Source organism: Leptolyngbya sp. ST-U4, from assembly GCF_039962215.1.
GTDB lineage: Bacteria > Cyanobacteriota > Cyanobacteriia > Elainellales > Elainellaceae > Leptolyngbya_A.
Map to the genome: position 1 here is coordinate 223125 of NZ_JAMPKZ010000001.1, position 24211 is coordinate 247335.

A 24211-nucleotide genomic window follows, 5' to 3' on the forward strand; every position below is an offset into this window, starting at 1 on the left:
AAGCCTAATTTCGTTTTCATTTCCTTAAGCATTTCTCCAGACATTTTTTCTGAAGTTAAAATAATCTACATCAAACAATTCACCGTTTTCTATGCCTGTTCTTTCCCAAACTGAACTTAAACCTAACGATAATCTGATTCTCGATGGCATTCCTGCTATTCCTCAATCGATCGTCGAAAGCGTTAATCGCTACACCGAGTTTCGATCAGCAAGTCTTTCAAGCTGGCATCCGGTTGAGCGATCGATGCTAATTTCCACTCGGTTTGGGCAAACGGCACAGGTGCATCAGGTTCAGTTTCCTTTGGGCAGCCGCAAGCAGTTGACCTTTTTCCCGGAACCGGTCAGCGGAGCGACTTATCAGCCAACGCAGGGCGAATATTTTGTTTTTAGCAAAGACATTGGCGGGAACGAATTCAGCCAAAACTATCGCTACGATTTGGCAACTGGGCAGGTGACGCTATTAACCGACGGAACCTCAAAAAACAGTCGCGGTATCTGGTCAAAGTCGGGAACGCAAATGGTGTACACCTCGACTCGTCGCACCCAGCAAGATACCGATCTATACGTGATCGATCCGCTTCAGCCAGAACAGGAGCGATTGCTGATGACGGTAGAAGGGGGAGGCTGGTTTCCGGCTGCTTGGTCAGAAGACGATCGCCACATTGCCGTTATTGAATATATTTCGATCACCGAAACCTATCTGTGGCTAGTGGATGCCCAGACCGGGGAGAAAAGGCTGCTCACGCCTAAAGGCGGCGAACCCGTGGCTTATCAGGCGGTTGTGTTTGATAAACAGCGCAACGGTTTATATGTGGTATGCGATCGAGATTCAGAGTTTCTGCGATTAGCGTATCTCGATCTGGAGACGCAGGACTATACGTTTTTAACAAACTCAATTGAATGGGATATTGAACAAATTCGCTTATCCCATGATGGACGCTTGCTCGCATTCACGGCGAACGAAAATGGAATTAGCGTCCTCCATTTATTTGATACAACAACCCAACGGGAAATCCCATTACCTGCTCTGCCGATCGGTCAAGTATTTGGCTTACAGTGGCACAAAAACAACCGCGATCTGGGCTTTACGCTTATCTCTGCTCAATCGAACGCGGATGTGTATTCGCTGGATGTCACGACTGGACAGATCGATCGCTGGACCGAAAGCGAAACGGGCGGGCTGAACACCAGCAGCTTTTCTGAGCCTGAGTTAGTGCAGTGGCAAAGCTTTGACGATCGCCCCATCTCTGGGTTTCTTTATCGTCCTCCCGCTCACTTTCCCGGCAAACGCCCGGTGATGATCAACATCCATGGTGGACCCGAAGGACAGTTTCGCCCCATTTTCCTGGGACGGAGCAATTACTATCTCAATGAATTGGGCGTGGCGTTACTTTATCCCAACGTGCGCGGCTCCTCTGGCTATGGCAAAACTTTTCTGAAACTGGATAACGGCTATCTGCGCGAGGATTCTGTCCAAGATATTGGCGCACTGCTTGACTGGATTAGAACCCAACCCGATCTGGATGCCGATCGCATTCTCGTTACCGGGGGCAGCTACGGCGGCTATATGTCCCTGGCAGTCGCAACGCACTATGGCGATCGAATTCGAGCGTCGATCGATATTGTCGGCATTTCTAACTTTGTTACCTTCCTCGAAAAAACAGAAGGCTATCGTCGCGATTTACGCCGCGTAGAATATGGCGATGAACGCGATCCAGAAATGCGAAAGTTTCTGCTGCAAATCTCTCCAGTGAACAACGCAGACAAAATCCAGAAACCTATGTTTGTAATTCATGGGGCAAACGACCCGCGTGTGCCGCTCAATGAAGCCGAACAGATTGTTACCACGCTAAAACAGCGTCACGTTCCAGTCTGGTATCTGGTGGCAAAAGACGAAGGACACGGTTTCTCGAAAAAACAAAACATCGATTTTCAGTTTTATTCGACGATTTTGTTTATCCAGAATTTCCTGCTAGATCAAGATTAGGGGCGACGGCAAAGATTTGGGCTAGCAGTTCAATTTTAAGGGCGGCTCGATAAACCGTCCTTGAGAAATCAGTAACCTTAGCCCTGATTTTCGCTTTGGCGGGTCAGTTCATTCTGCTGCTGGTGAGTTTGCCGCTGTTCAATAATTGAGGTGCGCTACCGCAACAACGCAAATAACGCACCCAACCTGCAAAGCAGAAGTAATCAACAGTGAAGCCTGTCGATTAAGTAATTAAACTAAACAGCAAGATTACACCGAAGCCATCATGTCCTGCTGAAGTTTGCGCTTCACTTCTTTGAATTGGCTTGCCATTTGCTCTTTTTGCGCGTCGCTGCAATTTTTGTCGATCGCCGCAAACATGGTGCTTTCTTCCTGACGAATGTGGTCGCCCAGATGAGTCATCAGGTCTTTGATCTTCGAGCGGAACAGGTCGGCATTTGCAGCAGGATCCATCGCCTTGATTTCCTCCAGCATCGGTCGCCATTCAGCCTGTTCGTCGTAGAGTTCCTGAGTATTCTCATCGCCATAAAACGATCGAATGGCAGGATAGACCACTTCCTCTTCGGCTTGCGCATGTACCAGGATGTCTTTATAAAGCTGACCGAAGTATTCTTGCAGCTTCTGAGGATCTTTGGTTGCGCCAATTTCAGTGAAGATGGTATTCACTTTGTTGTGGTCTAGCCGAATCAGGGTTTGGATATTCATGTCCTGCTTATCGGTGTTTTGGGTAATGACGCTACCCGCAACGCCCGACAATGCCGCAACCGCATCCTGAACTCGTGCCCAAATTCCCTGATCGGCATCCATGCCGGTCATTTCGCGCACGCCTGCCTGTTCGAGCATTCCTTTGAGCTGCTCCTGGTGTGCCCGACCTTCAAAGTTAACGGTATTCAGGGGACCGATCGCCACCTCAATGTCTGCTCCTACTTTCTGAGCCGCTTTGTGAATATTAATGCCGCTCATAGCTTGACCATGCTTCATCAACTCGTGGTGAATTAGCTTTTGGTAGAAGGTGAAATCATCGCCCTCCATCATTTGCTCAAAATTCTTGACAAAGATGTGGGTGGCAGGACTCGGCTCTGCTTGAATGCCGTACTGAACAATTACCGTTTCGATAATGCCCAGATTCTTTTGATCGTCTTCGAGCATATTTTGCAAACGATCGCGAATATCTTCGTAGGGGCAAATGTCGATTAACTTTTGGTCATTTGAAAGAATGAGTTTTTGAAAAGTAAGCAAATCGGCTAAGCGTTCACCAATTAACTGCCGCTTTGTATCATCCAGTTTGGATACCATGCTAATTTCTCCACGAAGAAATAATTTGATTTACCATTCAAGCCACTTCAAAAGACACAGCACTTTGTCCTGTCTTTCAGCGACAAGAGATTTGAGTTTTTAATTCTGCAAACAATCTGATTTTCTAGATAATTTTGGTTTTGTTCACCCAACTCCAGTTAGATGTTGCAGTTAGATATTTTGTTGAAGTTCTACCCAGGCGATCGTATTTCTCTTCCTGAAGCAGGAGCCAATTGAAACGGATCGAAATTGTGAACCAACTGCCCCTATCAAAATGTCAAAATCGCGCAGAATGTCAAAATTGCGAAAGGATGACGTGAGGCGATCGATCATTGATTTCAGTCAACGACTCGTTCTCAGGACACCCCTGCACCGCCCGATTCAAATAAAACATTCGGATAATAGCCTGTCGGTTTTTGTCCTACCGTTGCGCCGCCATGAATCATGCCCTGGATCTCGGAGCCAAAGAAACTGTAGGGAAACTGAAGCTCAGGACAGCTGACGGCTTCTAATCGCTGCAATTGCTCCGTCGGAATTTCAAACTCTAACGATCGCAGATTGTCTTCAAGCTGAGATAGCTTCGTTGCGCCGACAATCACCGAGCTAACCCCTGGACGAGAAGCAGCCCAATTAACCGCTACCTGCGCCATGCTGCGCCCCAATTCCTTTGCAACCTGCTCCAGTTCTGCCACAATTTTCCAGTTGCGATCGTTCAACTTTTGAAACGCCGGATTCTGAACGCCTTTCACCGTTTCTAAACGCCCTTCGCCGATCGATCCGCCGTCACTCGGCTTATATTTGCCGCTGAGCAAACCGCTTGCCAGAGGACTCCACACCATCACGCCCATGCCTAGTTCTGCCCCCAGGGAAATAAACTCCCGCTCGATGTTGCGCTCGACCAGCGAATACTCAAGCTGAAGCGTCGAAATTGGCTCATAGCCGCGCCACTCTGCCAGGGTTTGTGCCCGCGCTGCGTACCAGGCAGGAACATCGCTTAAACCTACATGACGCACCTTGCCCGATCGCACCAGATCATCCAGGGTTCGCATGACTTCTTCGGCAGGAGTCACACAATCCCAGGTGTGCAGAATGTAGAGATCAATATAGTCTGTGCCTAATCGCTTCAGCGATCCTTCAACCGCTCTCAAAATATTCTTGCGTCCATTTCCCCCCGCATTCGGATTTCCGGGTTCCGCATTATAGGAAAACTTGGTGGCGATGATTACTCGATCGCGTAAGTTTCGTTCTGCAACAAATTGACCCAGCCACGTCTCACTCGTTCCGCCCGTGTATAAATCCGCCGTGTCAATTAAGTTTCCGCCTACATCCACAAACGTATTAAATAGCTGCTGCGCGGTTGCCTGATCTGCTCCCCAGCCCCATTCCGTTCCAAAGGTCATTGTTCCCAGTGCCAGGCGGCTCACCCGCAACCCTGATCGTCCCATGGTGTAATACTGATTCAGCGCCATATTCCCGTCCTCTCCTTCGTTTTCTCCTTAATGTACATTGAGCACCGGATTGACCTACTGCATTGACTCACTCGATCAGCAGACTCAGCAGACAAACTTTTTCGAGTTCAGGCTTAGAGCCAAACCCTCAATGATCGAACGATAATTACGCTAAGCGGTCGGGAATGGGTTTGAGAGAATATACGCGCCAGAAGAAAGCATCGGCTGTGTGCTGATCCCATCGAGAAGAACGAATCATGCTGAATTGTCTCGGAATGAATTTCGATGCAATTCATGATGCATTTAGTATAGAAAATTTAGCCAGGGCAAAAATGTTTAATTCTGGCGTGGATTTATCAAATTCTTGCAGAGCTGACGATACTAGACGATCGCCTTTTGCCACGTTCCGCGCCGCAGCACCACCAGCAGCAAAAACGCCCGAATTAGCCAATCACAGGTTGAGCCTAGCCAGACTCCCGCCAGACCCCAGCCTAAAACCCAGACAAAGCTGGAAGTGGCAATCAGCCGAATCACAAACCAGCCCAGCGTTGCAATTACAAATGCGCTGCGGGTGGCTCCTGCGCCTCTCAAGGCTTGCTCTAGCACCAAACTAGTTGCCATAAACGGCTGTGCTAGCGCAGCAATCGCCAGGCAAGGGATTCCGATCGCAAGAATTTGATCATCCTGGGTGAAAATCCTCAGCAAACCGCCGGGAACTGCGAGAAACAGCAGCGCAAAGCAGCCCAATAGCGCGATCGCCATCGTCATTCCGGCAAAAACGCCGCGCATCGCTTCCTCTGGTTTTCCGGCTCCCAATCGCTGAGCCACGATCGCTGCTACTGCAATGCCAAACCCGTCCGCCGACAAAAAGCAAATTGCCTCCAGTCCTAGCAGTGCCTCATGGGTTGCCATTGCGGTACTGCCCAGGCTGCTGATAATCGCTGTGAATCCCAGATAACCAATGCTGCGGCACACTCGCTCCCCCAACGTCGGAAACGCCACCCGCATCACCCGACTCAAAGCCAATCGCTCCGCCGCACTCCAGACCAACGCTTTACCCTGATCAACAAAGCTCAGTACCCCCTGCTGCCGACTCAGCACCCACAGCAGCCATCCGGCGTTGAAAATCATCGCAATTGCACTGCCGATCGCCGCTCCAGCCACGCCCAGCTCAGGAAATCCGCCGCGACCGTAAATCAGCAAATAATCAATGCTCAAATTCACCAAATTGGCAATGCCCGCCACAACAAACGGCGTACGGCTATTTCCGGCAGCTTGCAGCATTGCGGCAGCCGTAGTTGCCAGCAGATCAAATGGCAGAGCAAAGAGAATGATCTTCAGAAAGTGATTGGCAGCGTCATAAACCTCTAGCGTGACACCCGGAAACAGGGCAAGCATCCTGTCTAGCCCCAGCCAGCTCACCCCACTTGCTGCAATTCCCACTCCCAGGGCAAACACCAAACTCGCCCGTACCGTTGCCGTCGCCAGAGTCCGATCGCCTGCCCCCACCGCTCGCCCAACTAGTGCCACTGAGCCGATCGAAAACGCAGACAGCAAACCGCTGATGCACCAGAGCAATGGACTCGTTAATCGAAAAGCCGCCAGCGCATCGGTGCTGTAGTGCCCCAGCATGGCGCGATCGACTAAATAGAACAGGGTATGAAAAAAAGATTGGGCGATCGTTGGCAGCGCAAGCTGAAGAACCGCCCGATTGAGATTGGGATGAGCTGAATAAGTTGCAGACAAAATAAAACCTGAAGCATCAAAACGTACTGCTCTAGCTTAAGAGGTCGATAGATTCTTCTATTGCAGATTAATGCAGGGAATTGCCCAACCGAACTCCGCTGAGGATGCCCAATTCAGCCCTAGATCCTTCTAGCCGTTCACGTTTTGACTTTTTAACGTCAGATTAATTACCGTTTATGCTGCATCTCGTATTGGCGCATTGCCATCGCATCGACCGCTCCAAACAGCTCTCTAGCTGAAATTGGCTTTGCATAGCGATGCTTTTGAGTTCCATCTTTGCCTACTAAAATCACCGCAAACTCATCTGGCTCCACGGCAAATTGCATTCGAATCTGCTCGGCGATCGGCTCAGAGATTGCTGTTTGGTCGGCGTGGCTCTCTCCATCCTGAAAAAGATAAACCAGTTTTAACTCCCGCTCCTGCAATCCGCCTTGTTCTCTTCTAAGCAACATAATTTGCTCTTGAAAATCAGAATCCTGCTCGGTCGGAGAAAAGATCAGTAGAGCGCGATAGTGCCACTGATAGTTATCAAGATGAAAACTGTTTTTTGTCTCTGTACCAATTTGCATACCCATTGAACTTATCCTGTTTTTTATGATTTGTTTTATGTTTCTAATTTAATGTTTTTATTTAAGCAATGGCTCTACCAGCAGATACATCGATCGTCCTCCTAGGGAATCAGCTTGAAACGCTCCTTTAACGACTGATTTTCACTACCATTAAAGGTTAATAAAAGATTAATAAAAGAATCTGCTTTTTCTTCTTAATGTTCTCCTTTAGTGAGTTAGCGAAAGTGGGTTAGCGAATTCCTTATTATTCCTTATTGGTCAGTATTTGTTATTTGTCAGTGTTTGTTAACACATTTGTTAGTAGCTACCAAGAACGCTCCTGATCCAAAAACGAATTGAACTCATCCCTCCAGGGTGTGCTTTCAAAGCCTCAAAGCCTCTCAATCGCTGATGGTGCAAGACTGCCAATCCACTCAAGCTCCGCAGTTCTGGAAGATTCAGGGAGCGATGCAGGACTCTGAAGCCCATTGCTTAAAGTTTTGTTTGAAGTGTTAAGACATGTTTTGAACAAAGCAATTTAACCAGAGTCACCCTTTGATAGAGGCTGGTCAAACGATCGTGACTTAGCGTGAGCTCATCATTTCATTTATCTGATGATTAAGGGACTACAAGATGGACTTTAAATATCGATGGAAGAATGGTGCGCCGCCAACGCGAGATCAGGCAGCAACCAGTGATAGTTTGCTTGATGAAAGTCAGTTTACAGACGAAAAAGATCGGCAAATGGCGGAAGAAACGGCGCGAAAACAATTAGATGTCCCGACCCGAATTCCTGATGAAGATCGTCCTGCTCTGCCTCATGCTGCACCAAACCCGGTAGAAGGCGAAGAAATTCAGCAATAAAAAGCGGTGAGAAATAAAACTCTTACCTTTGAATAACTCAAATTTCTGCGATCTATACCGTTTGGAGAGGATAGTTTCTGGATTGAATGGTTAGGTTATAAGTAATCGCACCTGGCAAGCGTACAAAGTCTCACGATTAGTTAGCCTAATTAACTCAAGAGGAATTTTCTAAGTGCATTTTCATCGCCTGCACTCTCATTGCAATTAGAAACTCGTAATGAGAAACAAGCTTCTAGCTTGAGGATGTCTTTGAGAATGACTTACCGCGTGCCATCCATTCGTTTAATAGCAACGACATTTGTTTGATAGTAACGACAGTAACAGATTATCTAGCGATCGAATTGTCGAAGTTTAATGCAAAGTTAAGGAGAGAAATCCGATGAGTAACCCACAGTCTTCTAGCCAGTTTGAGCAAACTCCTCAAGCAACAAGCACGGTTCAATCAACTCAACCAATTCAACAGCCCACCGATATTCATCTGCCTTCTGCTTCTGCTCCCATTCAGACTCCCATTCAAACTCCTGTTCAGACTCCCGTCCAGCCGACCAGTACTGAGCAGCCGTCTAAAACTCAGTCCCCCTTGAAAGGAATGAACCCTGCACTAGGCAGAGTTCTGCTGGGCGGCTTGATTGGCGGTACGCTGGGGTCGCTTGCAGCCGCTTTAGCTAGCCGGAAAACTTCTGAAGGGTTCAATCGTGCTGCTGAAGGAACCAAGAGCGCGTTTGGAACGATCGGCACGGGATTGAGTCAGGCAGCAAAAGGCGTTGGAGACGCAGCCAAGAGCATCGGTGGCGGAATTAGCTATGCGGTCGTTGGCAATGCCCAGGATACGACTCAAGGCCTCGTAGAAGGAGCACAGCAGATTGGGAACGTAGCCTCTAGCGCAGTGCAATCGACTACTGAAGCGATCGGGGCAGCAGGACAAAAAGTATCCGATCAGGTTGCATCGGTCAGCCAGTCGGCCGGAGCAATAGGCCAAAAAGTGTCCGATCAGGTTGCATCGGTCGGTCAGTCCGCTCAGTCCTCGATGGAAAATGCTTCCCAGTTTGCAGGCAGCAGCATGGAGCAACAGTCGGATTTGCTGTCGGCAGACCAGGGCGAAGCAGACATGATTGCGGCAGTCATTTTAGAGGCGATCGAGGAAGAGGCTCTTGCTCAGGGAGAATCCTCGTTGCCCGACTTGATTATCTTGCAAGAAGAGAATCCGCAGATTCTGATGCAGGACAACCCGTTTTCTGATGTTGAATCAGCAAAATCCAGTGAATATTTCAGCGAATAGTCGGGTGAGTTAATCAGCGACGCAGAGGACAATACAATGGTCAGCATTAATGAAGCTGTGGAAAACTCTGTGGAAAACACAGAGCGCAGTACTGATTACGGAATTAGTCCGGCGATCGATCCGGCCATTGATCAGATGATTGATCAGGCAATGGATCAGGCGATAGATCAGGAAACAAGCCAAAGCATCAATCAGACTGAACTGAATCAGGCTTCTGAAGCAGCAAGGTCTGGATTGGGCAAAGTTGCACTCGGTGTTTTGGTTGGGGCAACGCTGGGCGGAATTGCCGGAGCGTTATCAAACCGGAACGTGGTCGATCGCATTAATCAGACCGTGCAAGGAGCCGGAAATGCCGTCAAGAAGGCGGCAACAAGCGTTGATGAAACCCTCCGCGGGGTCGGAGATGCTATTTCTAGCGTGGCAACCGGAGTCAATGGCACGGTTAAGGACGTCGGAGACAGCATCAAGAATGCAGCGGATGGAGTCAGCGGGACAGTGCAAGAAACCGTTAATGCGGTGAAGACCACTGCTTCTGATGTAAACGGCACAGTCCAAAACACGGTGAACGTGGTTAAGGACACCGCTGCAACCATGAATCAGACCGTGGGTGAAAATGTCGGAGACACGGTGAAGAATGCTGTGGAAAACACGATCGACACAGTGAGCCAGGTGACCAGCGACACGGATGCGGAAACGAGTTCGTCTGCTGGAAGCGATGTCAGTTCACCCAAGTCTGAAACGCTGTATCGGCTTGTTCCGGTCGATTCCGGTTCATCCGATCGCTAATTGCCTGTCTCGTCTATTAACCATATCAACCGTTATCCAGTAAGTGTTCATTATGGGTTGGCTACCAAAATTCTTCAGCAAGAATACCGCTCAGCAGGTTCAACCGTCGGCAGATTTCAGCCCGAACCCAACGCCCACGACGATGACGCAGCTTGTGGTTGAACAAACAATTATGACAGCCGCAAACTGGCTGGTTCATTTTGTCAACCGCAGTCTGGAAGCCAAAGCTACTGCACCCGTCGCGCCGCCAGAATCGCCCTCTGGCGAAAAAGCAGATCAGGTTCCTGTTGAATCTCCTCCTGATACCGTTGAAATTCTGGTTGCCAGACTTGGAACCTTACTGGAGCAAGCTTACGATCGCAATCAGGCAACTGCTGCCCTAGCAGCCTCTTTGGAGGAACGCTTGAATGCGATCGAGGCTTCCTTAAAGCAAAACCAGCTTCAGAATCAATCCCAACCGCCTATTCAAGCGTTAGTTCAAGCATTTTCCCGCCTGGAGAACCGAATTAACCAGCTTGAAGCGCGAATTAATCCAATCGATCCCCAGGCGATCGACGTGTCGCTTCAGATCAATCAACAGATGAATCATCAGTTGCAGCAGGCGAATCAGGTTCTCAGTCAAGAGGTGCAAGCACTCAAGCCAGCCTTGGCTGTGCTAGAAAATCGTCTGGTTCCAATCGAAAATTTTGCGGAACACGGCAAGGCGATTATCAATAGTCTTGCTCAAGCCCAACAAGACACCGAAACCCTGGAGAGCCGGATCGATCACTTAGAAAAACTTCTAGCTCAGTTTCGCCTGATCCCTAAACTGGTGGAAGGAAACTATCGGGCGATCGTCAGGTTGCAGCAGCACTTGCAGCATTCGTCTGAATTAAGCAGCATTGGCCAAAGAAATGGGAATGGAGAAACGGCAAACGTGGTGCCGATCGCTAAAGCCAGGTAATGGCATCTTAATGCGATGAAGGAATAAAGAAACAAGACGGCAGATCACAGGTGGCAGCGCAAGTAGCGTAAAATTGTCATCCAGCGGGATCTGCAATTCTTTAACCTTCATGCGCTCTGACTACCTGGAACGGATTTTAACGGCTCGCGTCTACGATGTTGCCCAGGAAACGCCCCTGGATTATGCGCCAAACCTATCTCGCCGTCTGAATAATCGTCTGCTGCTGAAGCGAGAAGATATGCAGTCGGTTTTTTCATTTAAGCTGCGCGGCGCATACAACAAAATGGTAAAGTTGCCGCCCGATCTGCTGGCACAGGGGGTAATTGCGGCGTCGGCAGGCAACCATGCTCAGGGTGTGGCACTGGGGGCGAAGCAGCTCGGAACTCGTGCGATTATCGTCATGCCAATCACCACGCCCCAGGTAAAGATTGAGGCGGTGAAGTCGCGGGGCGGAGAAGTGGTGCTACACGGCGATACTTATGATGATGCCTATGCCCACGCCCGTCAGCTTGAAGCCGAGAAGGGAATGACGTTTATCCATCCCTTTGACGACCCGGATGTCATTGCCGGACAAGGGACGATCGGCATGGAAATTTTGCGCCAGTGTCAGCAGCCGATTCATGCGATCTTTGTGGCAATCGGTGGCGGTGGACTCATTTCGGGTATTGCTGCCTATGTCAAACGACTTCATCCTGAAATCAAAATTATTGGCGTTGAACCTGTTGATGCCGATGCAATGTATCAGTCGCTTAAGGCAGGGGAGCGCATCAAACTGCCGCAGGTGGGTTTATTTGCCGATGGAGTTGCAGTGCGGCAGGTGGGCGAAGAAACCTTTCGGCTCTGTCAGCAGTATGTAGACGAAATTATCCTGGTTGATACCGACGATACCTGCGCCGCAATCAAAGATGTGTTTGAAGACACGCGATCGATCCTCGAGCCTGCCGGGGCACTAGCGATCGCAGCCGCTAAAACGTATGTGGAGCGTGAAGGCATCGAGTCCCAAACGCTGATTGCGGTTGCCTGCGGAGCCAACATGAACTTCGATCGCCTGCGATTTGTGGCAGAACGGGCAGAACTGGGCGAACGGCGAGAAGCCATCTTTGCCGTCACGATTCCAGAGGAGCGGGGCAGCTTGCGAAAGTTCTGCGAATGTATCGGCAGACGCAACTTAACCGAGTTCAACTACCGAATTGCAGACGATCGCGAAGCGCATATCTTTGTGGGGGTGCAGATCGAGAACCGTGCCGATGCCGCTCGAATGGTGCAAACCTTTGAAGGATGCGGCTTCAAAACCCTCGACCTCACGGATAACGAACTGGCAAAACTGCACCTGCGGCACATGGTCGGTGGACGATCACCGCTGGCAGAAAACGAACTGCTCTACCGCTTCGAGTTTCCCGAACGTCCGGGGGCACTGATGAAATTTGTCACCTCAATGAGTCCAAACTGGAATATCAGCCTGTTCCACTACCGCAACCACGGCTCCGACTGCGGCAGAATTGTCGTCGGCATGCAGGTTCCCCCTCAGGAAATGAACGAGTGGCAAGCTTTTCTAGAAACGCTCGGCTATCGCTACTGGGATGAAAATCAGAATCCGGCGTATAAACTATTCCTTGCATAGTGTTGGTCATGAAGGCCCTCATTAGACAAGCTAAGTTGTCAGCCAGGATTAGGTCAAACAAAGACTGTTTGACTCTAAACTCAATTTCTATCAGCTAATTTCTATCAGTTGTAGATTCAGGTGTGGATAAAGACCATCAGAGCGTTCAATAGAGAAAGTTTGCCTTCTGCTCAATACTCCAGAAGGGCTTGTCGAATATCCCACATTACAGGAAAGCTGGATTCAACGAAGGGGCAGGTTCTCCGAAAGCCTTGAAAGACGATCGCCCTAAACCCACCCCCTCAATAATCAAATCAACAATTACAAATCAATAACTACAGCGCAGCCTGAAGCTGATCGAGCAAACCTTCCACGTAGTTCAGCGCGTTCTTAATCGTGGTTGGGTCTTCAATATCCACATCCACATACTGACGCAGAGCCGTTACCTGATCGAGGCTGCTGCCCGATGCCAGGAGTTCCAGATAGCCGGGGATGAAGTCTTTGCCAACTTCGCGGTATTTCTGGTAGCAGGCAAGGCTGACGATGTTGGAGGCGGTGTACTGGTAGCAGTAGAACGGCTTGAAGTAGATATGCCCGATTCGTGCCCAGTCATACTGATGCTCCGGCAGGAGTTCTACCGCATCGCCGCAAAGCTCTTGATACAGATTCATCCACTGCTCGTTCACAAACTTGTGATCAAAACTGCCCTGCGCGGCACGATCGTGAATCGCTAGTTCCAATCGACTGATCGTGCTTTGGCGGAACAGCAGATTGAGCTGATCTTCGAGCTGACGAGTAATCAGGGTTTTGGTTAGCGTTTTGTCGTCTGCCGCTTGCTTCAGCAAATAGTCCAGCAGCAATAGCTCATTAAACGTGGAGGCGATTTCTGCCAGCACCATCGGTGGATTGCTGTTGAAATAGGATTGGCGATCGTCAATCCAGGCGAAGTGCAGCCCGTGACCCATTTCGTGCGCCAGGGTAAACAGCGAGCTATAGTCTTCGGTGTAGGACAGCAGCAAATAGCTGTGTTTACCGTAGCTGTAGGCGCAAAAAGCTCCGCCCCGCTTACCAGGACGCACTTTGGCATCGACCCAGTTTTTCACAAAGAACTCTTCGGCGCGACGGGCATAATTCACATCAAACTGCTCTAGTGCTGCAAGCAGGGTTTCAACGCCGTTCTGATAGGGAATTGGGGCAACTGAACCCGGATCACTTGTCCAGGGAGCGTAAATATCGCAGATGCGAATCGGCTGTCCGAGAGACTGTGCTTTTAGTTTGTAATATCGCTGGAACAGCTCAAAGCGATCGTGCGTTCCCTCCATAATGGCGCGGAAGACAGGTTCAGACACTTCATCGGCTAAAAGTTGTTTGTGCAATGTGGAGGAGTAGCCGCGCATCTGGCTTTCCATCCGGTGATCCTGCGCCACGGTGTTGAGGATATAGCCGTATAGCGAGTTGTGCTGCTGCATCACCTTTCGCACCGATCGATATGCCTCATCGCGCACATTGCAATCAGGATGAAACAGCAGCGATCCCAGTTCGGCTTCGGTGCTGGCGGTTTTACCGTCTGGGGTGGTGACAAGCTCGTATTCCTGTTCGCCCAAGTGAATCGATCGAAGCTGAATAAATGCCTGCCGTCCGGTGAGGCTGTCCTGGTTGCGGGTTTGTTCGACGGCTTCTGGAAGGGTATGCGGTCGGAATTGGGCGATGCGATCGAGATAGTGCTGGTAGTTTTGCAGTTCGGGGGCAGCGCGAAGCTCGCTAAACTTTGCCTCGTCAATGCCTTGAAGCTCTAGATCGAAGAACAAAAGCTGATTCTCAATCTCCGTCAGAGCTTCCATCGCCTTATCGAGAAACTGTTTTGCCTCTGTGTTGCGCGTGTCAGCAGAGAAAACTAGCGACGGAAAGGAGTACAGATAGCCCGATTGGGCAGCGATCGATTCAAGCTGTTTGAGGGCATCGGCAACTTCAGCGGGGGAAAGCTGAGCCACCTGTTCCCGATAGCCCGATCGAAAGGTCTGAGCGGTTTGGCGCAGCGATTCTAAGTCCTGCGTAAGCTTGGGATCGTCAAAACCTTGATACAAATCCCGCAGATCCCACTCTTGCGGCTCATGAAGTTGAGCAACGTCAGTTTTCGGGGCGGATGCAGAAATAGAAGAATCAGGACTCATAGATATTTGCTTGATTTTTGATTTATCACAATCACAGCTAGCCCTGATGCGGGCTATTTTCTACTGTAATGCAGCCTTTTCGTCTCGATCGCAAACCGCCCCTCTCCACTGGCAGCAGTACTTCTTTCGGCAGAGGGAAGGGTAACCGTCGACTGGCAAAATGACGACAAGATTGTCATTGTTTGTTACAATTAGTTAAATTTCCGAAGGAACAATAAATATGCCATACACCACCGAAGAAGGCGGTCGTCTGAATAACTTTGCGGTTGAGCCGAAGGTTTATCAGGCAGAGGCTCCGACGCAGAAGCAAAAGGTTCAATACGTCGTCTTGGCTGTCGTCGCGGTTGCGCTGCTTGGCGGGCTGCTGGCGATTGCGGTTGCGGTTTCCTAAGGGGCTGACCTGTTGCAAGAACGCTGCCCTTGCGTCTGGGAAGTTTCTGTAAAGCGTTTTTTTCAAAGTGTTTTGTTAAAGGCGTTTATCAAGAACATTAGTTAAAAGCAAAAGAATCTTTTCTAAATAAAAGCCAGGTGCTCTTTGGGGGAATGCCTGGTTTTTTGCTGTTGAACTGAAGTCGATCGAGTTACAGTAATTTTTTACGCCTATCCTGAGCGGCACTGCAAAACCAGGTATAGGGAATATACGCCGACGGCGGGTGCAATTGGAATTCCCTACCATGACAGAAATTCCCTACCGAACGATTCTTGGACTGAATCAGCAAACTTACCAACGCCTGAAAGTCGCTTTGAGCCTCAAACTACGTCGTCAGGTGTTTATCGCTGTGTGCGATGATTTACCGCTGCGCGATCGATTAGCGGCTCAGCTTCAGGCAGACTTGAGTAAAACAAGCAGCAAAACGATTAGTGCCGCTCAAAATCTCGCTCAATCCGCCAGTCCAGAGCGCACTTATCCACGCATTGTCAGCCTGCATCTGGATCTCAACGATCCTAGTCCGATCGGTCAAATTGCCCAGTGGCTTCAGCAGTTTCCCCCGCCCCGGCAGGGAAGTTGGCGTGCCCCATTGCCCGTCTTCCAGATTTTGGGAACGGAGAAACTCACGCGACAGCCTGCTAGCGTCCAGCGGATTTTTCTGACCCATCTTCAGGGCGTAGAGCGAAATCTGCGCTGGGTTGAGTCAGGGGTAATTTTGTGGCTAACGCAGCCATGGTTTCAAACGCTGCCAGAGTCTATGCCAGAGTTCTGGGAATGTCGGACAGGGGTGTTTGAGTTTACGGGTGATCCCACTCCGCTCGCCGCAATTTTACCGGAGCGAATTTCGATCGCCCAATCCTCCGGGCTGCCTTTAACCAAACCCCTACAGGACGAAGCCCGATCTGAAGCAGAGCGTGAGTCTTCCAAAAATCAAACCGGAAACAGCAAGGAGCAGGACAGCAAAACGGCAGTTCCCGAACTTGCAGAGTTCATTAATCCCTGGTTGAGCCTAGCGCAAGATTTAAGCCAGCTTTATGAAGCTGAAGAAACCCCTGCTTTGTCATCTGGGGAGCCAGGAGCAAAAACTGCTGTCTTGCCTGCCGTTGTCTTACCCACCGAGGACGTAACTGCCGATTCGATCGCTTCTGAGTCAACGCCCTCTAATTCGATCGCTTCGCAGTTTTCCGAAGAGACAGCCGCCCCCGTTATCACCGTCTCAGACACTACTGCCCCTGCCTCTGTTGAGCAAACCCTGATCGCTAATCTGCTCGAGCGCCCCTGGCAGTCAGAGGAACTGCTTCAGCAGATCGAAACCTATCAGCGTCAGTCTGTTTCGCCTGCGGTGATGGCAACTGCCTATCGGCTTTTGGGTAATTTGTACTGCGATCAGATTGATCAGGGCTTAGAATCAGTCGAACTGTATCAGCAGGCGATCGATGCCTATCAACAGTGTTTGATCTGGTTGCCAGAAGCGTCGCTGCTCTGGGTAGACGTGCTGAATGATCTGGGCAATTTGTACTGGATGCTGGGACGCCTGATGCAGCGGCAAGGGCCGGCAACGGTGCAGCAGTATCTAGAACAGAGCGTGCAAACCTATCACCTTGCCCTCGATCGGGTTCGGCTGCCTGAGCAGGAAGCGAATTATGCAATGGTGCAGAGCAATTTGGGCACGGCTTATGGCGATCTTGCCCGCTATGGCAACACGGCTTCCCTGCTGCAACAGTCGATCAAAGCCTACGAAGAAGCCCTGCGCTACCGTCCGGCGGAATCTGACCCGCTGCGCTATGCCTCAACACAAAACAATCTGGGAACCACCTACTGGAATCTGGCACAGCATCAGCAGCCGCTCGACAACCTGAAGCGATCGATCGCCGCCTACACCGAAGCCCTGCACTACTACGATCCAGCGCAAGACCCGCTCAACTTTGCCATGATTCAAAATAATTTGGGTACGGCGTTCTGGAATCTAGCACAGTATGAGCATCCGCGTGACTGGCTCTTGCTGGCAGTTTCGGCGTATCGAATTGCCCTAAAGTATCGCACTCCCTCCACGGCTCCGGCTGCATTTGCTGCGACGCAAAACAATCTGGGCACGGCATTCTGGCATCTGGCAAACCATACTGATCCGCCTGCCGATCGGATGGAATATTTGCAGGCAGCAATTGGGGCATACCAGACTGCTCTGGAAGCGATCGAGCAGCTCTCGCAGAAATTCGGTCAGCAGCCGGGAGTCATTTCGTTTGACGTAGCTGCCACCCACAATAACCAGGGACTTGCCCACTATCAGCTTGCTACCGATCTTCAGCTTGGTTTAGCCACCGCAGACCAGCTTTCCCACCTGGAGCAAGCCCTGCACCATCACCTGCAAGCATTGCAACGCTGGAAGCAGCAGTCCGATCTGCGCCAAACGGCTGTCACCTGCATCCTGCAAACCCTGCGCGCCTGCTACAGCCAGCTTGGACTGGAAGGACAAAACCAGGCACTTTCTAAAATTCCCGCCTCACTACTGCCCGAAATTTTGCCCCGACTGTAATCCGGTCTCAAGGCTACGCTGTCACCGGAATCATTGCCTGTTCGATCTGCTGTCGATCGATCGCCCGCCCAATGAATACTAGCCGAGTTTGGCGCAGTTCCTCGCCCTGCCAGGGACGATCGTAGAAAGAGTTAAACCGATCGCCCACCCCTTGAAGCACGAGCCGCATCGATTTATTTGGCACGGCAACAAATCCTTTAATCCGGTAGATTTCCTGCTGCTGCACCAGGGTTCTAAGGCGATCGATCAGTTGAGCGGGGTCAAAGGCGCAATCGAGTATCACCTGGACAGAATTAATATCGTCGTCGTGGTCGTGGTCTTCCTCGTGATCGTGATGGCTGGGGCGATTCTCCAAATCAGATTCGACTGCCGCATTAAACCCCAACAAAACATTCGGACTGATCTGTCCCTGATGGCAGGGCACAATCTTCACTCCCGAAGAAAGCTCTTGTTGAAGCCACTGCTGCACTTTCGCCTGATTTGCTGGGTCTACGCGATCGGCTTTGGTCAACAGCACCAGATCGGCACAGGCAAGCTGATCTTCAAACAGTTCTTCGATCGGCGTTTCGTGTTCTAGCGTGGGGTCTGCTTCTCGCTGTGCCGTGAGTGCGTCCCGATCGCCGACTATTTGCCCCTGAGCTAGAGCTTCACAGTCCACCACTGTAATAACCCCGTCTACCGTTGCCCCAGTGCGGATCTCAGGCCAGCGAAACGCCTGCACAAGCGGTTTGGGCAGAGCTAAACCTGAAGTCTCGATCAAAATGCAGTCGAGCTGATCGCGCCGTTTCAGCAATTCCTGCATCGTCGGCAAAAATTCCTCCTGCACCGTGCAGCAGAGACAGCCGTTCGTCAATTCCACAATATTGTCTGCAAGATTCGTGTTTGCAACCTGAGAAGCGTCCAGCGCGGCTTCGGAGGAATCTTCCGGGCAAACCTGACAGGAACGCAGCAAATCACCGTCAATGCCCACTTCGCCGAATTCGTTCACCAAAACTGCAATGCGTCGCCCTTCGTTGTTTTGCAGCAAATGCCGAATGAGCGTTGTTTTGCCTGCGCCCAGAAATCCGGTAACGATCGTGACAGGAATTTTGTGCATCGTGAAATCTCCTGAAGTTTTGATATTGGCTTAAAATCCTGAAGATCAAATTCTTAGAGGATGCTTGAAACGGGCTACCTGTGCTGCGAACCGCTCCCCTGACCCTCTAAACCTAGAGAGAACTGAACCGCTAAGAAAGGTTTCAAAGTTCCCACAAGAGGGGAATTTAGGGGGCAGTGTAAAAGCCTAGACACCCAATTAAACATCCTCTTAAATCCTGCCTGTGTCTGGCTTGACAGAACTTTTACGATAACGTGAACCCGATCGCATTCTCCCTGCTCCAAACCCGATCACCATCCCAATTCCCACAATCGCGGTCATATAGCCCAGCGTCATCAGCCGCACTGATAACGGAGGCGCAATGCTTTCGATGTCGATCGCCTGAGCCAGCGTCAGCGGAGCAGAATTCGCTGGAGAAACTGCCTCAATTTGAATCTGGTGAGGCGCACCGTCAAAAAACTGCTGCTGCCAAGTGAACACGCCATTTGCATCGGGCTTGCCCGCGACCGACAGCACCGTCATGCCATGCTCTAGATCCTTTGCTTGCAGCCGAAAAGTCGTATCCTGAACAGGCTGATTTGTGCGGGTATCAATCAATCGAGCCGATAGATCTGCCAGTTTGCCCACAGTGGCGATCGTATCGCCCAGGTATTCCAGCTTGAGCGACCCGACCTCAGCCGTCGTCCGGCTTAAAGATAACGGTTCTAGCTGGGAATGTTCAGCATTTTCCGCGCTGATGTTCACAACCAGCAAAGCTACAATGGCTGCCATTGCCGCCCCCGACAACAGCAGTCGTACTGATTGAGACAGTTCCTCAGAGCCTCCGCGAGGCTGTTTTGCGATGAGCCAACCGCCAAGCAACCCCACCAGCAGCAAAATCACCGCCAGCGTTGCTGCATTGCGATATTTCACCGGGTTTTCTGGCACATTCAGCACAAAGGTTTGGGCAACGGGCGCGTTGATTCCGGGAGCCGCGATCGTGGCTTGCAGCGTATAGCTTCCCCGAATCGGCAGGATGGTTTCTAGCTCCAGCAGACTTGTTGCGGAAGTCAGATTTGCATTAAGCAATGTGGTTCCTTCAACCATTGGAAAATCGCTAGAAAGCCAGGGAGTTTTTGCAGGCGTATTGAGCGTGATCTGCCACTGAGCATTCTGCACGGGTTGGTGTTGGCGGTTCGCTGCCTCAAGCCTGAGCCGGACGGGCTGGTGTGCCGGAACAATTTCGCTCAGGGGCGGCTGCGCGACAAGCTGAATTTGAACTTTGCCAGCAAGAACAGGAGTTTTAGACTGCACTGCTTCCGCCGGAGCATCGATCGCTATGCCTTGATGAACCTGTTCCGGATGTGCCTGAGCTGAAAGACTTAGCACCAAAACGCTCACCAGGCAAAGCCAGCCCAGGAGCCAACGGCGCGATGAAGTTGTCATGTGCTGCCTCTTTTGTTGCCTTAGATTTTGCAGGAAGCTACCCCTGCTTCACTAAAGATGTTTAAGCAGTATCCAATCCTCCACCTTGCCCCCACGATTCCCCTTTCTGTCCCCAACTCTAGGGCGTTGAACCCTGAAGTGGGCGAGGTTCCCCCTGGAATAAGGAGGCTAGGAAGCGGTTTGGAAACTCATCCTGACGTTTCAAACATCCTACGAATTGCCTAATGACAGCCTACCCCCAGCATCGAGTGGCGGGTTTCGTGCAGGGTATTGTGTGCGGGCAAATGGGGGCTGAAGTAGATCGTCCAGAGCGTGATTGAAGTGAGTGACAAAAACAGAGCAGACTGGACGGGAATCGAAAGCGCAAATTGAATCGTGCGCTGCCGGGAGCTTTGCATTGCAGTTGTCATCTGTACCTCGCAGATTGAGTGAACTTTTGAGCGTTGGTGGGCATCCTGACTTAGAGATGGAACTGCGAACGATCGAGCTTTTTCGCCGAACGATCGAGCCTGCTCATTACAGTTGCGGGACAGCGTTGGACTTACACCAAACTTTCCCCGGTTTTCTAGACTCCTTATCCATTGCAGGGTCTATCTACCTCTGACGGCTGCTCTCCGCCAGAACCAACGAATTTAATCGTCTCATCACCCTACCACAGATGATGTTCCCTATCGCTGTAGCTATCTGCTTGCGATCACTGAGCCAATTTACTTTAAAGGCTACAATGCAAGTGAAAAATAGTAGTCTCTGCAAAGATGCGAATCGACTGTACAATAACTAAAATTAAATTAAAAAACGAACTAATTAAAACTATTCTTATCTTTCAGGGCTGATCCACTCGTAATTCATGAATCGCAAAGTCACCCCTTGTTTGTTGCAAGTCTAAATTGCTAAAAAATGCTGCCCCTCTTGCTCTCCTCTTGCTTCCCTCAATGACTGTACCCCAAGCTAGTCAGGAAAAGCGCGATCGTATTTTGTTAGTTGAGGATAATCTTTACAATCGCGAATTGATGCAGGACTATCTGCAAACTTGCTTTGGAGTGGGAGTTGCAGCCGTTACAGAAGGGAGACAGGCACTAGCAACCCTCTCTGTGTATCACCCTGACCTCATTTTGCTTGACCTGAAGCTGCCCGATATCGATGGGTTCGCGGTGCTGCAAGAAATGGCAAATCGATCGCTTCAGATTCCAGTTTTTGTGGTTACAGCCTGTGCGCGTCCAGAAGATAGAGAGCGGGCAATGAGTCTCGGAGCCGACCGCTATTTTGTGAAGCCGACCTGTTTAAGAGAGCTATGTCTGGCGATCGAATCGGTCTTAAAGCAGCCCACATCTTGCAGCTTTCAGAACCTTCGTCTGTACGATGCCGCATTCTTAGTAGGCACAAACCCAGGAGCAACACTTTCTCACCGACCTGCATTTGATGAGGAAAATCGGTTTTGAACGAATTTGAACTAATTAGGCTGACCGTGGTTGGGTGGATTATCTTGCCCGCTCTCAGCAGAACGCTCGGATGAGGACAAGGCATCTAGCAGATAGCTCAGGGTTTGCAGGGAACGCCCAGTTTCTAAAATTTGCTGCTCAAGCTGTGAATTCAGCAGCGTTGTGGTTTGCAGGTTTGTCAGTGCCTGTTCTAGCACTGCCCTTGCTTGAGTAACAAACTCTTCTGATGTCATATTTGGGTTCTAAGCTTGACAATCTCAGGGAACTCTGTATTTACAGTCTAGCCTCTGCATTAATCCAGCAGAATTGAGGAAAACCCGCAATCGCGAATGAAGTTTTGATGGATTAAAGCAGAAAGAGTGACCTAGTAACGTGAAGCTGGGGGAAAGCGGTTGGCAGAATAGCTGTCACTCGCTGGATTTGAGGTTCCGCCCGAAATCTGCTGCCGTCCGTTCCGCACCACCCGCATCATTTCGTTGAGCTGCTGTTCCATATCGCGCAAGACGCGGTCGGCATAGTCGTCTGCCCCGCGCTGAATTTCTTCGCACTCTGCCAGAGCCATGCGCTGAAGGTCTTCTAGCTCTTGCTGGGCACGTCGTCGGATCTGTTCTATATCGGCGATCGTCTGCTGCTGCATGGAGTCACATTCCTGCTGCACCTGCTGTCGGATTCGCTGTGCCTCAAGCTCTGCCTGCCGGATAATGCCCATTTCATCCAGAATCTGGGCGGCTCGCTGCTGAGCGGCTTCAATAATTTCCTCGGCATACTGCTCTGCATCCAGCAGCACTTCCTCTTTGTGCAGCAATAGCTCGGTGGCTTCCTGAAAAGCTCCGGGCAAACTGAGCCGCACCAGATCAAGCTGATCGAGCAACTGCTCTTCGTCCACCAGCGTCCGCCGGCTGAGCGGAATTCGGGGACTGTCGAGAATGATTTCTTCTAGCCTGTTTAGCTCGCGCTGAATGTCTACTCCATTGAGTCGTACCCCTTCCCGGTGGCTGGGCTGCTGGTTCCCAGAGTGGCTACCGTTCGAGGCTCTGCGGTCGGGGCTGGGGCGATCGGAGTTTTGGCGAAGCATTGGTACAGATCCAGGGCGACAGGAGGGGGAACAAGATGGTCTATGGGTCCGCCGAAGCGGGCGATTTCTTTGACAACACTGCTGCTGAGAAAGCTATATTCCGGGTCAGTGGTGAGGAAAACGGTTTCAATCTCGGCGGAGAGGGTTTTGTTGGTGTGTGCCATTTGCAGTTCCATCTCAAAGTCGGACACGGCCCGCAGCCCTCGCAGGAGGACTTGTGCCTGGCGCATTCTGGCATAGGTGACGGCTAAACCCTCGAAGTGATCAATCTCCAGGTTGGGTAAGTGCTGGGTCGATCGCCGAATTTGGTCAGTGCGCTGCTCTACCGGAAATAAAGGGGCTTTATTCGGGTTGCGAAACACGACCACAATCACCTGTTCAAAGAGCCGACAGCCCCGCTCGATGATATTCAGATGACCGCGTGTAATCGGATCAAAACTGCCGGGATAAATTGCGATCACAAGCCACACGTGCAAAGTAAAGGACAGCAGCGAAAGATACGAAGCAAGAACCAATGAGGGAGAATCCAAAGAAATCAAGGCGTTTACCGCCAGGATCGTCTAGCTTTCCTCAAGGCGATTATATCGAACAGCTTCGGAATCATCACGGGCAATTTTGGGACTCAGGCATAGGTTTCACGGCGGCTCAACGCTTCAGGGAACGATCGGACCGGAGCGATCGAAGCAACCTACAGAATTTGGCGGCGCAAAAACGGCAGCAGCACCTCGTTTACTCTCTCGTGCCAGTCCTCCTGCGGGTAATGCCCGACTTCTTCCAGCTTGACAAGCTCAGCATCCGCTACTTGCTGCCTCAGCGTTTCAGCCAAACTAAACGGTAACCACGGGTCGCGCATTCCCCAGGCGATTAGGGTGGGCTGTTTCCAGTCTGCAAAGCCCTTTTCGATTTCTGCCATGGCCTCCGCCAAGTGTAGATTTTGCACCGTGACAAATAGCGATCGACCCGCCGCTGAACTTTTTAGAAACGGACGACGATACACATCCAGATCTTTATCCTCAACCCGATAACCGCCACCGCCCTCCAAAGTGCGATCGACCAGAAGCGGGTCTTGGGTCATCATTTCGCCCACCAGGGGAATTCCAAGCTGGCGTATTTTCCAGGGAAGTTTTGCCGCCGTACCGATTGGCGTATTCAAAATTGCTAGCCGTTCGATCCGATTGGGATGACGCAGCGCGTACTGTAACCCCACCGACCCCACAAAACCTTGCACCACCAGCGAACAGCGGTCGATCGCTAGTGCATCCAAAAAATCTCCCAGGGCAGTGACATAGGCATCCGGCGTGTAGGCAAAGTCGCGGCGATCGGGCTGAGCGGAAAAACCAGAGCCAATCCAATCGGGGGCAATCGAGCGAAACCCTTGTTCTGCCAGGGCAGGCATAACATTGCGCCAGCTATAGCTTTGAGCGGGAATGCCATGCAGTAAAACGACAGGCGGTTTGTCTCTGGGATTGAGAGGGTCAGACGATCGATAAAACCATTTCAGCTTGCCGACTTCGATCTGATTTTCCTGAGCGTTCTTTGCCATGA

General features: G+C 50.7%; 21 protein-coding genes and 1 riboswitch. Of the genes, 9 read left to right on the plus strand and 12 right to left on the minus strand.

Going from position 1 to position 24211, the window contains the following annotated elements; all coding sequences use genetic code 11:
• Positions 1-91: 91 nt before the first annotated feature.
• Complete coding sequence (locus tag NDA02_RS00930) at positions 92-1987, plus strand: S9 family peptidase (protein WP_190792085.1); 1896 nt, start codon at positions 92-94, stop codon at positions 1985-1987.
• A gap of 249 nt (positions 1988-2236) precedes the next feature.
• On the opposite strand, the gene NDA02_RS00935 is transcribed toward NDA02_RS00930, so the two are convergent.
• The 4 genes from NDA02_RS00935 to NDA02_RS00950 all read right to left on the minus strand — a co-directional run bounded on the left by NDA02_RS00935 (position 2237) and on the right by NDA02_RS00950 (position 7052).
• Positions 2237-3283, minus strand: coding sequence for a hemerythrin domain-containing protein (locus NDA02_RS00935; RefSeq protein WP_190792086.1), 1047 nt, complete (start codon positions 3281-3283; stop codon positions 2237-2239).
• A gap of 356 nt (positions 3284-3639) precedes the next feature.
• Positions 3640-4752, minus strand: coding sequence for an aldo/keto reductase (locus NDA02_RS00940; protein ID WP_190792087.1), 1113 nt, complete (start codon positions 4750-4752; stop codon positions 3640-3642).
• A gap of 360 nt (positions 4753-5112) precedes the next feature.
• A complete protein-coding gene (locus NDA02_RS00945; RefSeq protein ID WP_190792088.1) occupies positions 5113-6477 on the minus strand; it encodes an MATE family efflux transporter in 1365 nt (454 codons plus the stop codon).
• A gap of 167 nt (positions 6478-6644) precedes the next feature.
• Positions 6645-7052, minus strand: coding sequence for a DUF4174 domain-containing protein (locus NDA02_RS00950; protein WP_190792089.1), 408 nt, complete (start codon positions 7050-7052; stop codon positions 6645-6647).
• Positions 7053-7658: 606 nt separating this feature from the next.
• On the opposite strand from NDA02_RS00950, the gene NDA02_RS00955 reads away from it, so the two are divergent.
• The 5 genes from NDA02_RS00955 to ilvA all read left to right on the plus strand — a co-directional run bounded on the left by NDA02_RS00955 (position 7659) and on the right by ilvA (position 12518).
• Positions 7659-7889 (plus strand): bromodomain-containing protein, encoded by a 231-nt coding sequence (locus tag NDA02_RS00955; RefSeq protein WP_190792090.1) that lies wholly within the window; start codon positions 7659-7661, stop codon positions 7887-7889.
• Between the two features lie 379 nt (positions 7890-8268).
• A complete protein-coding gene (locus NDA02_RS00960) occupies positions 8269-9168 on the plus strand; it encodes a hypothetical protein (RefSeq protein WP_348254279.1) in 900 nt (299 codons plus the stop codon).
• A gap of 36 nt (positions 9169-9204) precedes the next feature.
• Positions 9205-9954 carry a hypothetical protein gene (locus NDA02_RS00965; RefSeq protein ID WP_190792092.1) on the plus strand — a complete coding sequence of 250 codons (750 nt, stop codon included), beginning with the start codon at positions 9205-9207 and terminating at the stop codon, positions 9952-9954.
• 52 nt (positions 9955-10006) lie between these two features.
• Positions 10007-10897: a hypothetical protein gene (locus NDA02_RS00970; RefSeq protein WP_348254280.1), complete on the plus strand. Its 891-nt coding sequence runs from the start codon at positions 10007-10009 to the stop codon at positions 10895-10897.
• A gap of 109 nt (positions 10898-11006) precedes the next feature.
• Positions 11007-12518: a threonine ammonia-lyase, biosynthetic gene (gene ilvA, locus NDA02_RS00975; RefSeq protein ID WP_190794344.1), complete on the plus strand. Its 1512-nt coding sequence runs from the start codon at positions 11007-11009 to the stop codon at positions 12516-12518.
• Positions 12519-12832: 314 nt separating this feature from the next.
• Here ilvA and NDA02_RS00980 read toward each other — a convergent pair whose 3' ends face one another.
• Positions 12833-14668, minus strand: a complete 1836-nt coding sequence (locus NDA02_RS00980; protein ID WP_190794345.1) for a M3 family metallopeptidase — start codon at positions 14666-14668, stop codon at positions 12833-12835.
• Positions 14669-14888: 220 nt separating this feature from the next.
• On the opposite strand from NDA02_RS00980, the gene NDA02_RS00985 reads away from it, so the two are divergent.
• Both NDA02_RS00985 and NDA02_RS00990 read left to right on the plus strand, forming a co-directional pair.
• Positions 14889-15059: a ssl1498 family light-harvesting-like protein gene (locus tag NDA02_RS00985; protein WP_190794346.1), complete on the plus strand. Its 171-nt coding sequence runs from the start codon at positions 14889-14891 to the stop codon at positions 15057-15059.
• Between the two features lie 283 nt (positions 15060-15342).
• Positions 15343-17631: a tetratricopeptide repeat protein gene (locus NDA02_RS00990; protein WP_190794347.1), complete on the plus strand. Its 2289-nt coding sequence runs from the start codon at positions 15343-15345 to the stop codon at positions 17629-17631.
• A gap of 13 nt (positions 17632-17644) precedes the next feature.
• Here NDA02_RS00990 and cobW read toward each other — a convergent pair whose 3' ends face one another.
• From cobW to NDA02_RS01005, 3 genes are all read right to left on the minus strand, one after another.
• Positions 17645-18727 carry a cobalamin biosynthesis protein CobW gene (cobW, locus tag NDA02_RS00995; RefSeq protein ID WP_190794348.1) on the minus strand — a complete coding sequence of 361 codons (1083 nt, stop codon included), beginning with the start codon at positions 18725-18727 and terminating at the stop codon, positions 17645-17647.
• A gap of 210 nt (positions 18728-18937) precedes the next feature.
• The gene (locus NDA02_RS01000) at positions 18938-20152 is read right to left on the minus strand and encodes a hypothetical protein (protein WP_190794349.1); all 1215 of its coding nucleotides are present in this window, start codon (positions 20150-20152) and stop codon (positions 18938-18940) included.
• A gap of 221 nt (positions 20153-20373) precedes the next feature.
• Complete coding sequence (locus NDA02_RS01005; protein WP_190794350.1) at positions 20374-20562, minus strand: CbtB-domain containing protein; 189 nt, start codon at positions 20560-20562, stop codon at positions 20374-20376.
• A 17-nt stretch (positions 20563-20579) separates the two neighbouring features.
• A riboswitch (cobalamin riboswitch) is annotated at positions 20580-20750 on the minus strand.
• A 334-nt stretch (positions 20751-21084) separates the two neighbouring features.
• Between NDA02_RS01005 and NDA02_RS01010 the strand changes: the two genes are divergently transcribed.
• Positions 21085-21591, plus strand: a complete 507-nt coding sequence (locus tag NDA02_RS01010; RefSeq protein WP_190794351.1) for a response regulator — start codon at positions 21085-21087, stop codon at positions 21589-21591.
• A gap of 11 nt (positions 21592-21602) precedes the next feature.
• Here NDA02_RS01010 and NDA02_RS01015 read toward each other — a convergent pair whose 3' ends face one another.
• From NDA02_RS01015 to NDA02_RS01030, 4 genes are all read right to left on the minus strand, one after another.
• Positions 21603-21824 carry a hypothetical protein gene (locus NDA02_RS01015; protein WP_190794352.1) on the minus strand — a complete coding sequence of 74 codons (222 nt, stop codon included), beginning with the start codon at positions 21822-21824 and terminating at the stop codon, positions 21603-21605.
• Between the two features lie 131 nt (positions 21825-21955).
• On the minus strand, positions 21956-22666 hold the full coding sequence (locus NDA02_RS01020) for an ATP synthase F0 subunit B (RefSeq protein ID WP_199296832.1): 711 nt from the start codon (positions 22664-22666) through the stop codon (positions 21956-21958).
• On the minus strand, positions 22555-23127 hold the full coding sequence (coaD, locus tag NDA02_RS01025) for a pantetheine-phosphate adenylyltransferase (protein WP_190794356.1): 573 nt from the start codon (positions 23125-23127) through the stop codon (positions 22555-22557). Before coaD ends, NDA02_RS01020 begins: the two co-directional genes overlap by 112 nt.
• 227 nt (positions 23128-23354) lie before the next feature.
• Entirely contained in the window at positions 23355-24209 is an 855-nt protein-coding gene (locus NDA02_RS01030) for an alpha/beta fold hydrolase (RefSeq protein ID WP_190794353.1), read from the minus strand.
• Positions 24210-24211: the final 2 nt, after the last annotated feature.

Coding starts and splice junctions, on each gene's coding strand:
- NDA02_RS01020 (WP_199296832.1), bottom strand. CDS start 22,666: ATGCTTCGCCAAAACTCCGATCGCCCCAGCCCCGACCGCAGAGCCTCG.
- NDA02_RS01005 (WP_190794350.1), bottom strand. CDS start 20,562: ATGACAACTGCAATGCAAAGCTCCCGGCAGCGCACGATTCAATTTGCG.
- NDA02_RS00935 (WP_190792086.1), bottom strand. CDS start 3,283: ATGGTATCCAAACTGGATGATACAAAGCGGCAGTTAATTGGTGAACGC.
- NDA02_RS00955 (WP_190792090.1), top strand. CDS start 7,659: ATGGACTTTAAATATCGATGGAAGAATGGTGCGCCGCCAACGCGAGAT.
- NDA02_RS00950 (WP_190792089.1), bottom strand. CDS start 7,052: ATGGGTATGCAAATTGGTACAGAGACAAAAAACAGTTTTCATCTTGAT.
- NDA02_RS00970 (WP_348254280.1), top strand. CDS start 10,007: ATGGGTTGGCTACCAAAATTCTTCAGCAAGAATACCGCTCAGCAGGTT.
- NDA02_RS00990 (WP_190794347.1), top strand. CDS start 15,343: ATGACAGAAATTCCCTACCGAACGATTCTTGGACTGAATCAGCAAACT.
- NDA02_RS01000 (WP_190794349.1), bottom strand. CDS start 20,152: ATGACAACTTCATCGCGCCGTTGGCTCCTGGGCTGGCTTTGCCTGGTG.
- cobW (WP_190794348.1), bottom strand. CDS start 18,727: ATGCACAAAATTCCTGTCACGATCGTTACCGGATTTCTGGGCGCAGGC.
- NDA02_RS00985 (WP_190794346.1), top strand. CDS start 14,889: ATGCCATACACCACCGAAGAAGGCGGTCGTCTGAATAACTTTGCGGTT.
- NDA02_RS00960 (WP_348254279.1), top strand. CDS start 8,269: ATGAGTAACCCACAGTCTTCTAGCCAGTTTGAGCAAACTCCTCAAGCA.
- NDA02_RS00940 (WP_190792087.1), bottom strand. CDS start 4,752: ATGGCGCTGAATCAGTATTACACCATGGGACGATCAGGGTTGCGGGTG.
- NDA02_RS00965 (WP_190792092.1), top strand. CDS start 9,205: ATGGTCAGCATTAATGAAGCTGTGGAAAACTCTGTGGAAAACACAGAG.
- NDA02_RS01030 (WP_190794353.1), bottom strand. CDS start 24,209: ATGGCAAAGAACGCTCAGGAAAATCAGATCGAAGTCGGCAAGCTGAAA.
- NDA02_RS00980 (WP_190794345.1), bottom strand. CDS start 14,668: ATGAGTCCTGATTCTTCTATTTCTGCATCCGCCCCGAAAACTGACGTT.
- NDA02_RS01015 (WP_190794352.1), bottom strand. CDS start 21,824: ATGACATCAGAAGAGTTTGTTACTCAAGCAAGGGCAGTGCTAGAACAG.
- NDA02_RS01010 (WP_190794351.1), top strand. CDS start 21,085: ATGACTGTACCCCAAGCTAGTCAGGAAAAGCGCGATCGTATTTTGTTA.
- NDA02_RS00930 (WP_190792085.1), top strand. CDS start 92: ATGCCTGTTCTTTCCCAAACTGAACTTAAACCTAACGATAATCTGATT.
- ilvA (WP_190794344.1), top strand. CDS start 11,007: ATGCGCTCTGACTACCTGGAACGGATTTTAACGGCTCGCGTCTACGAT.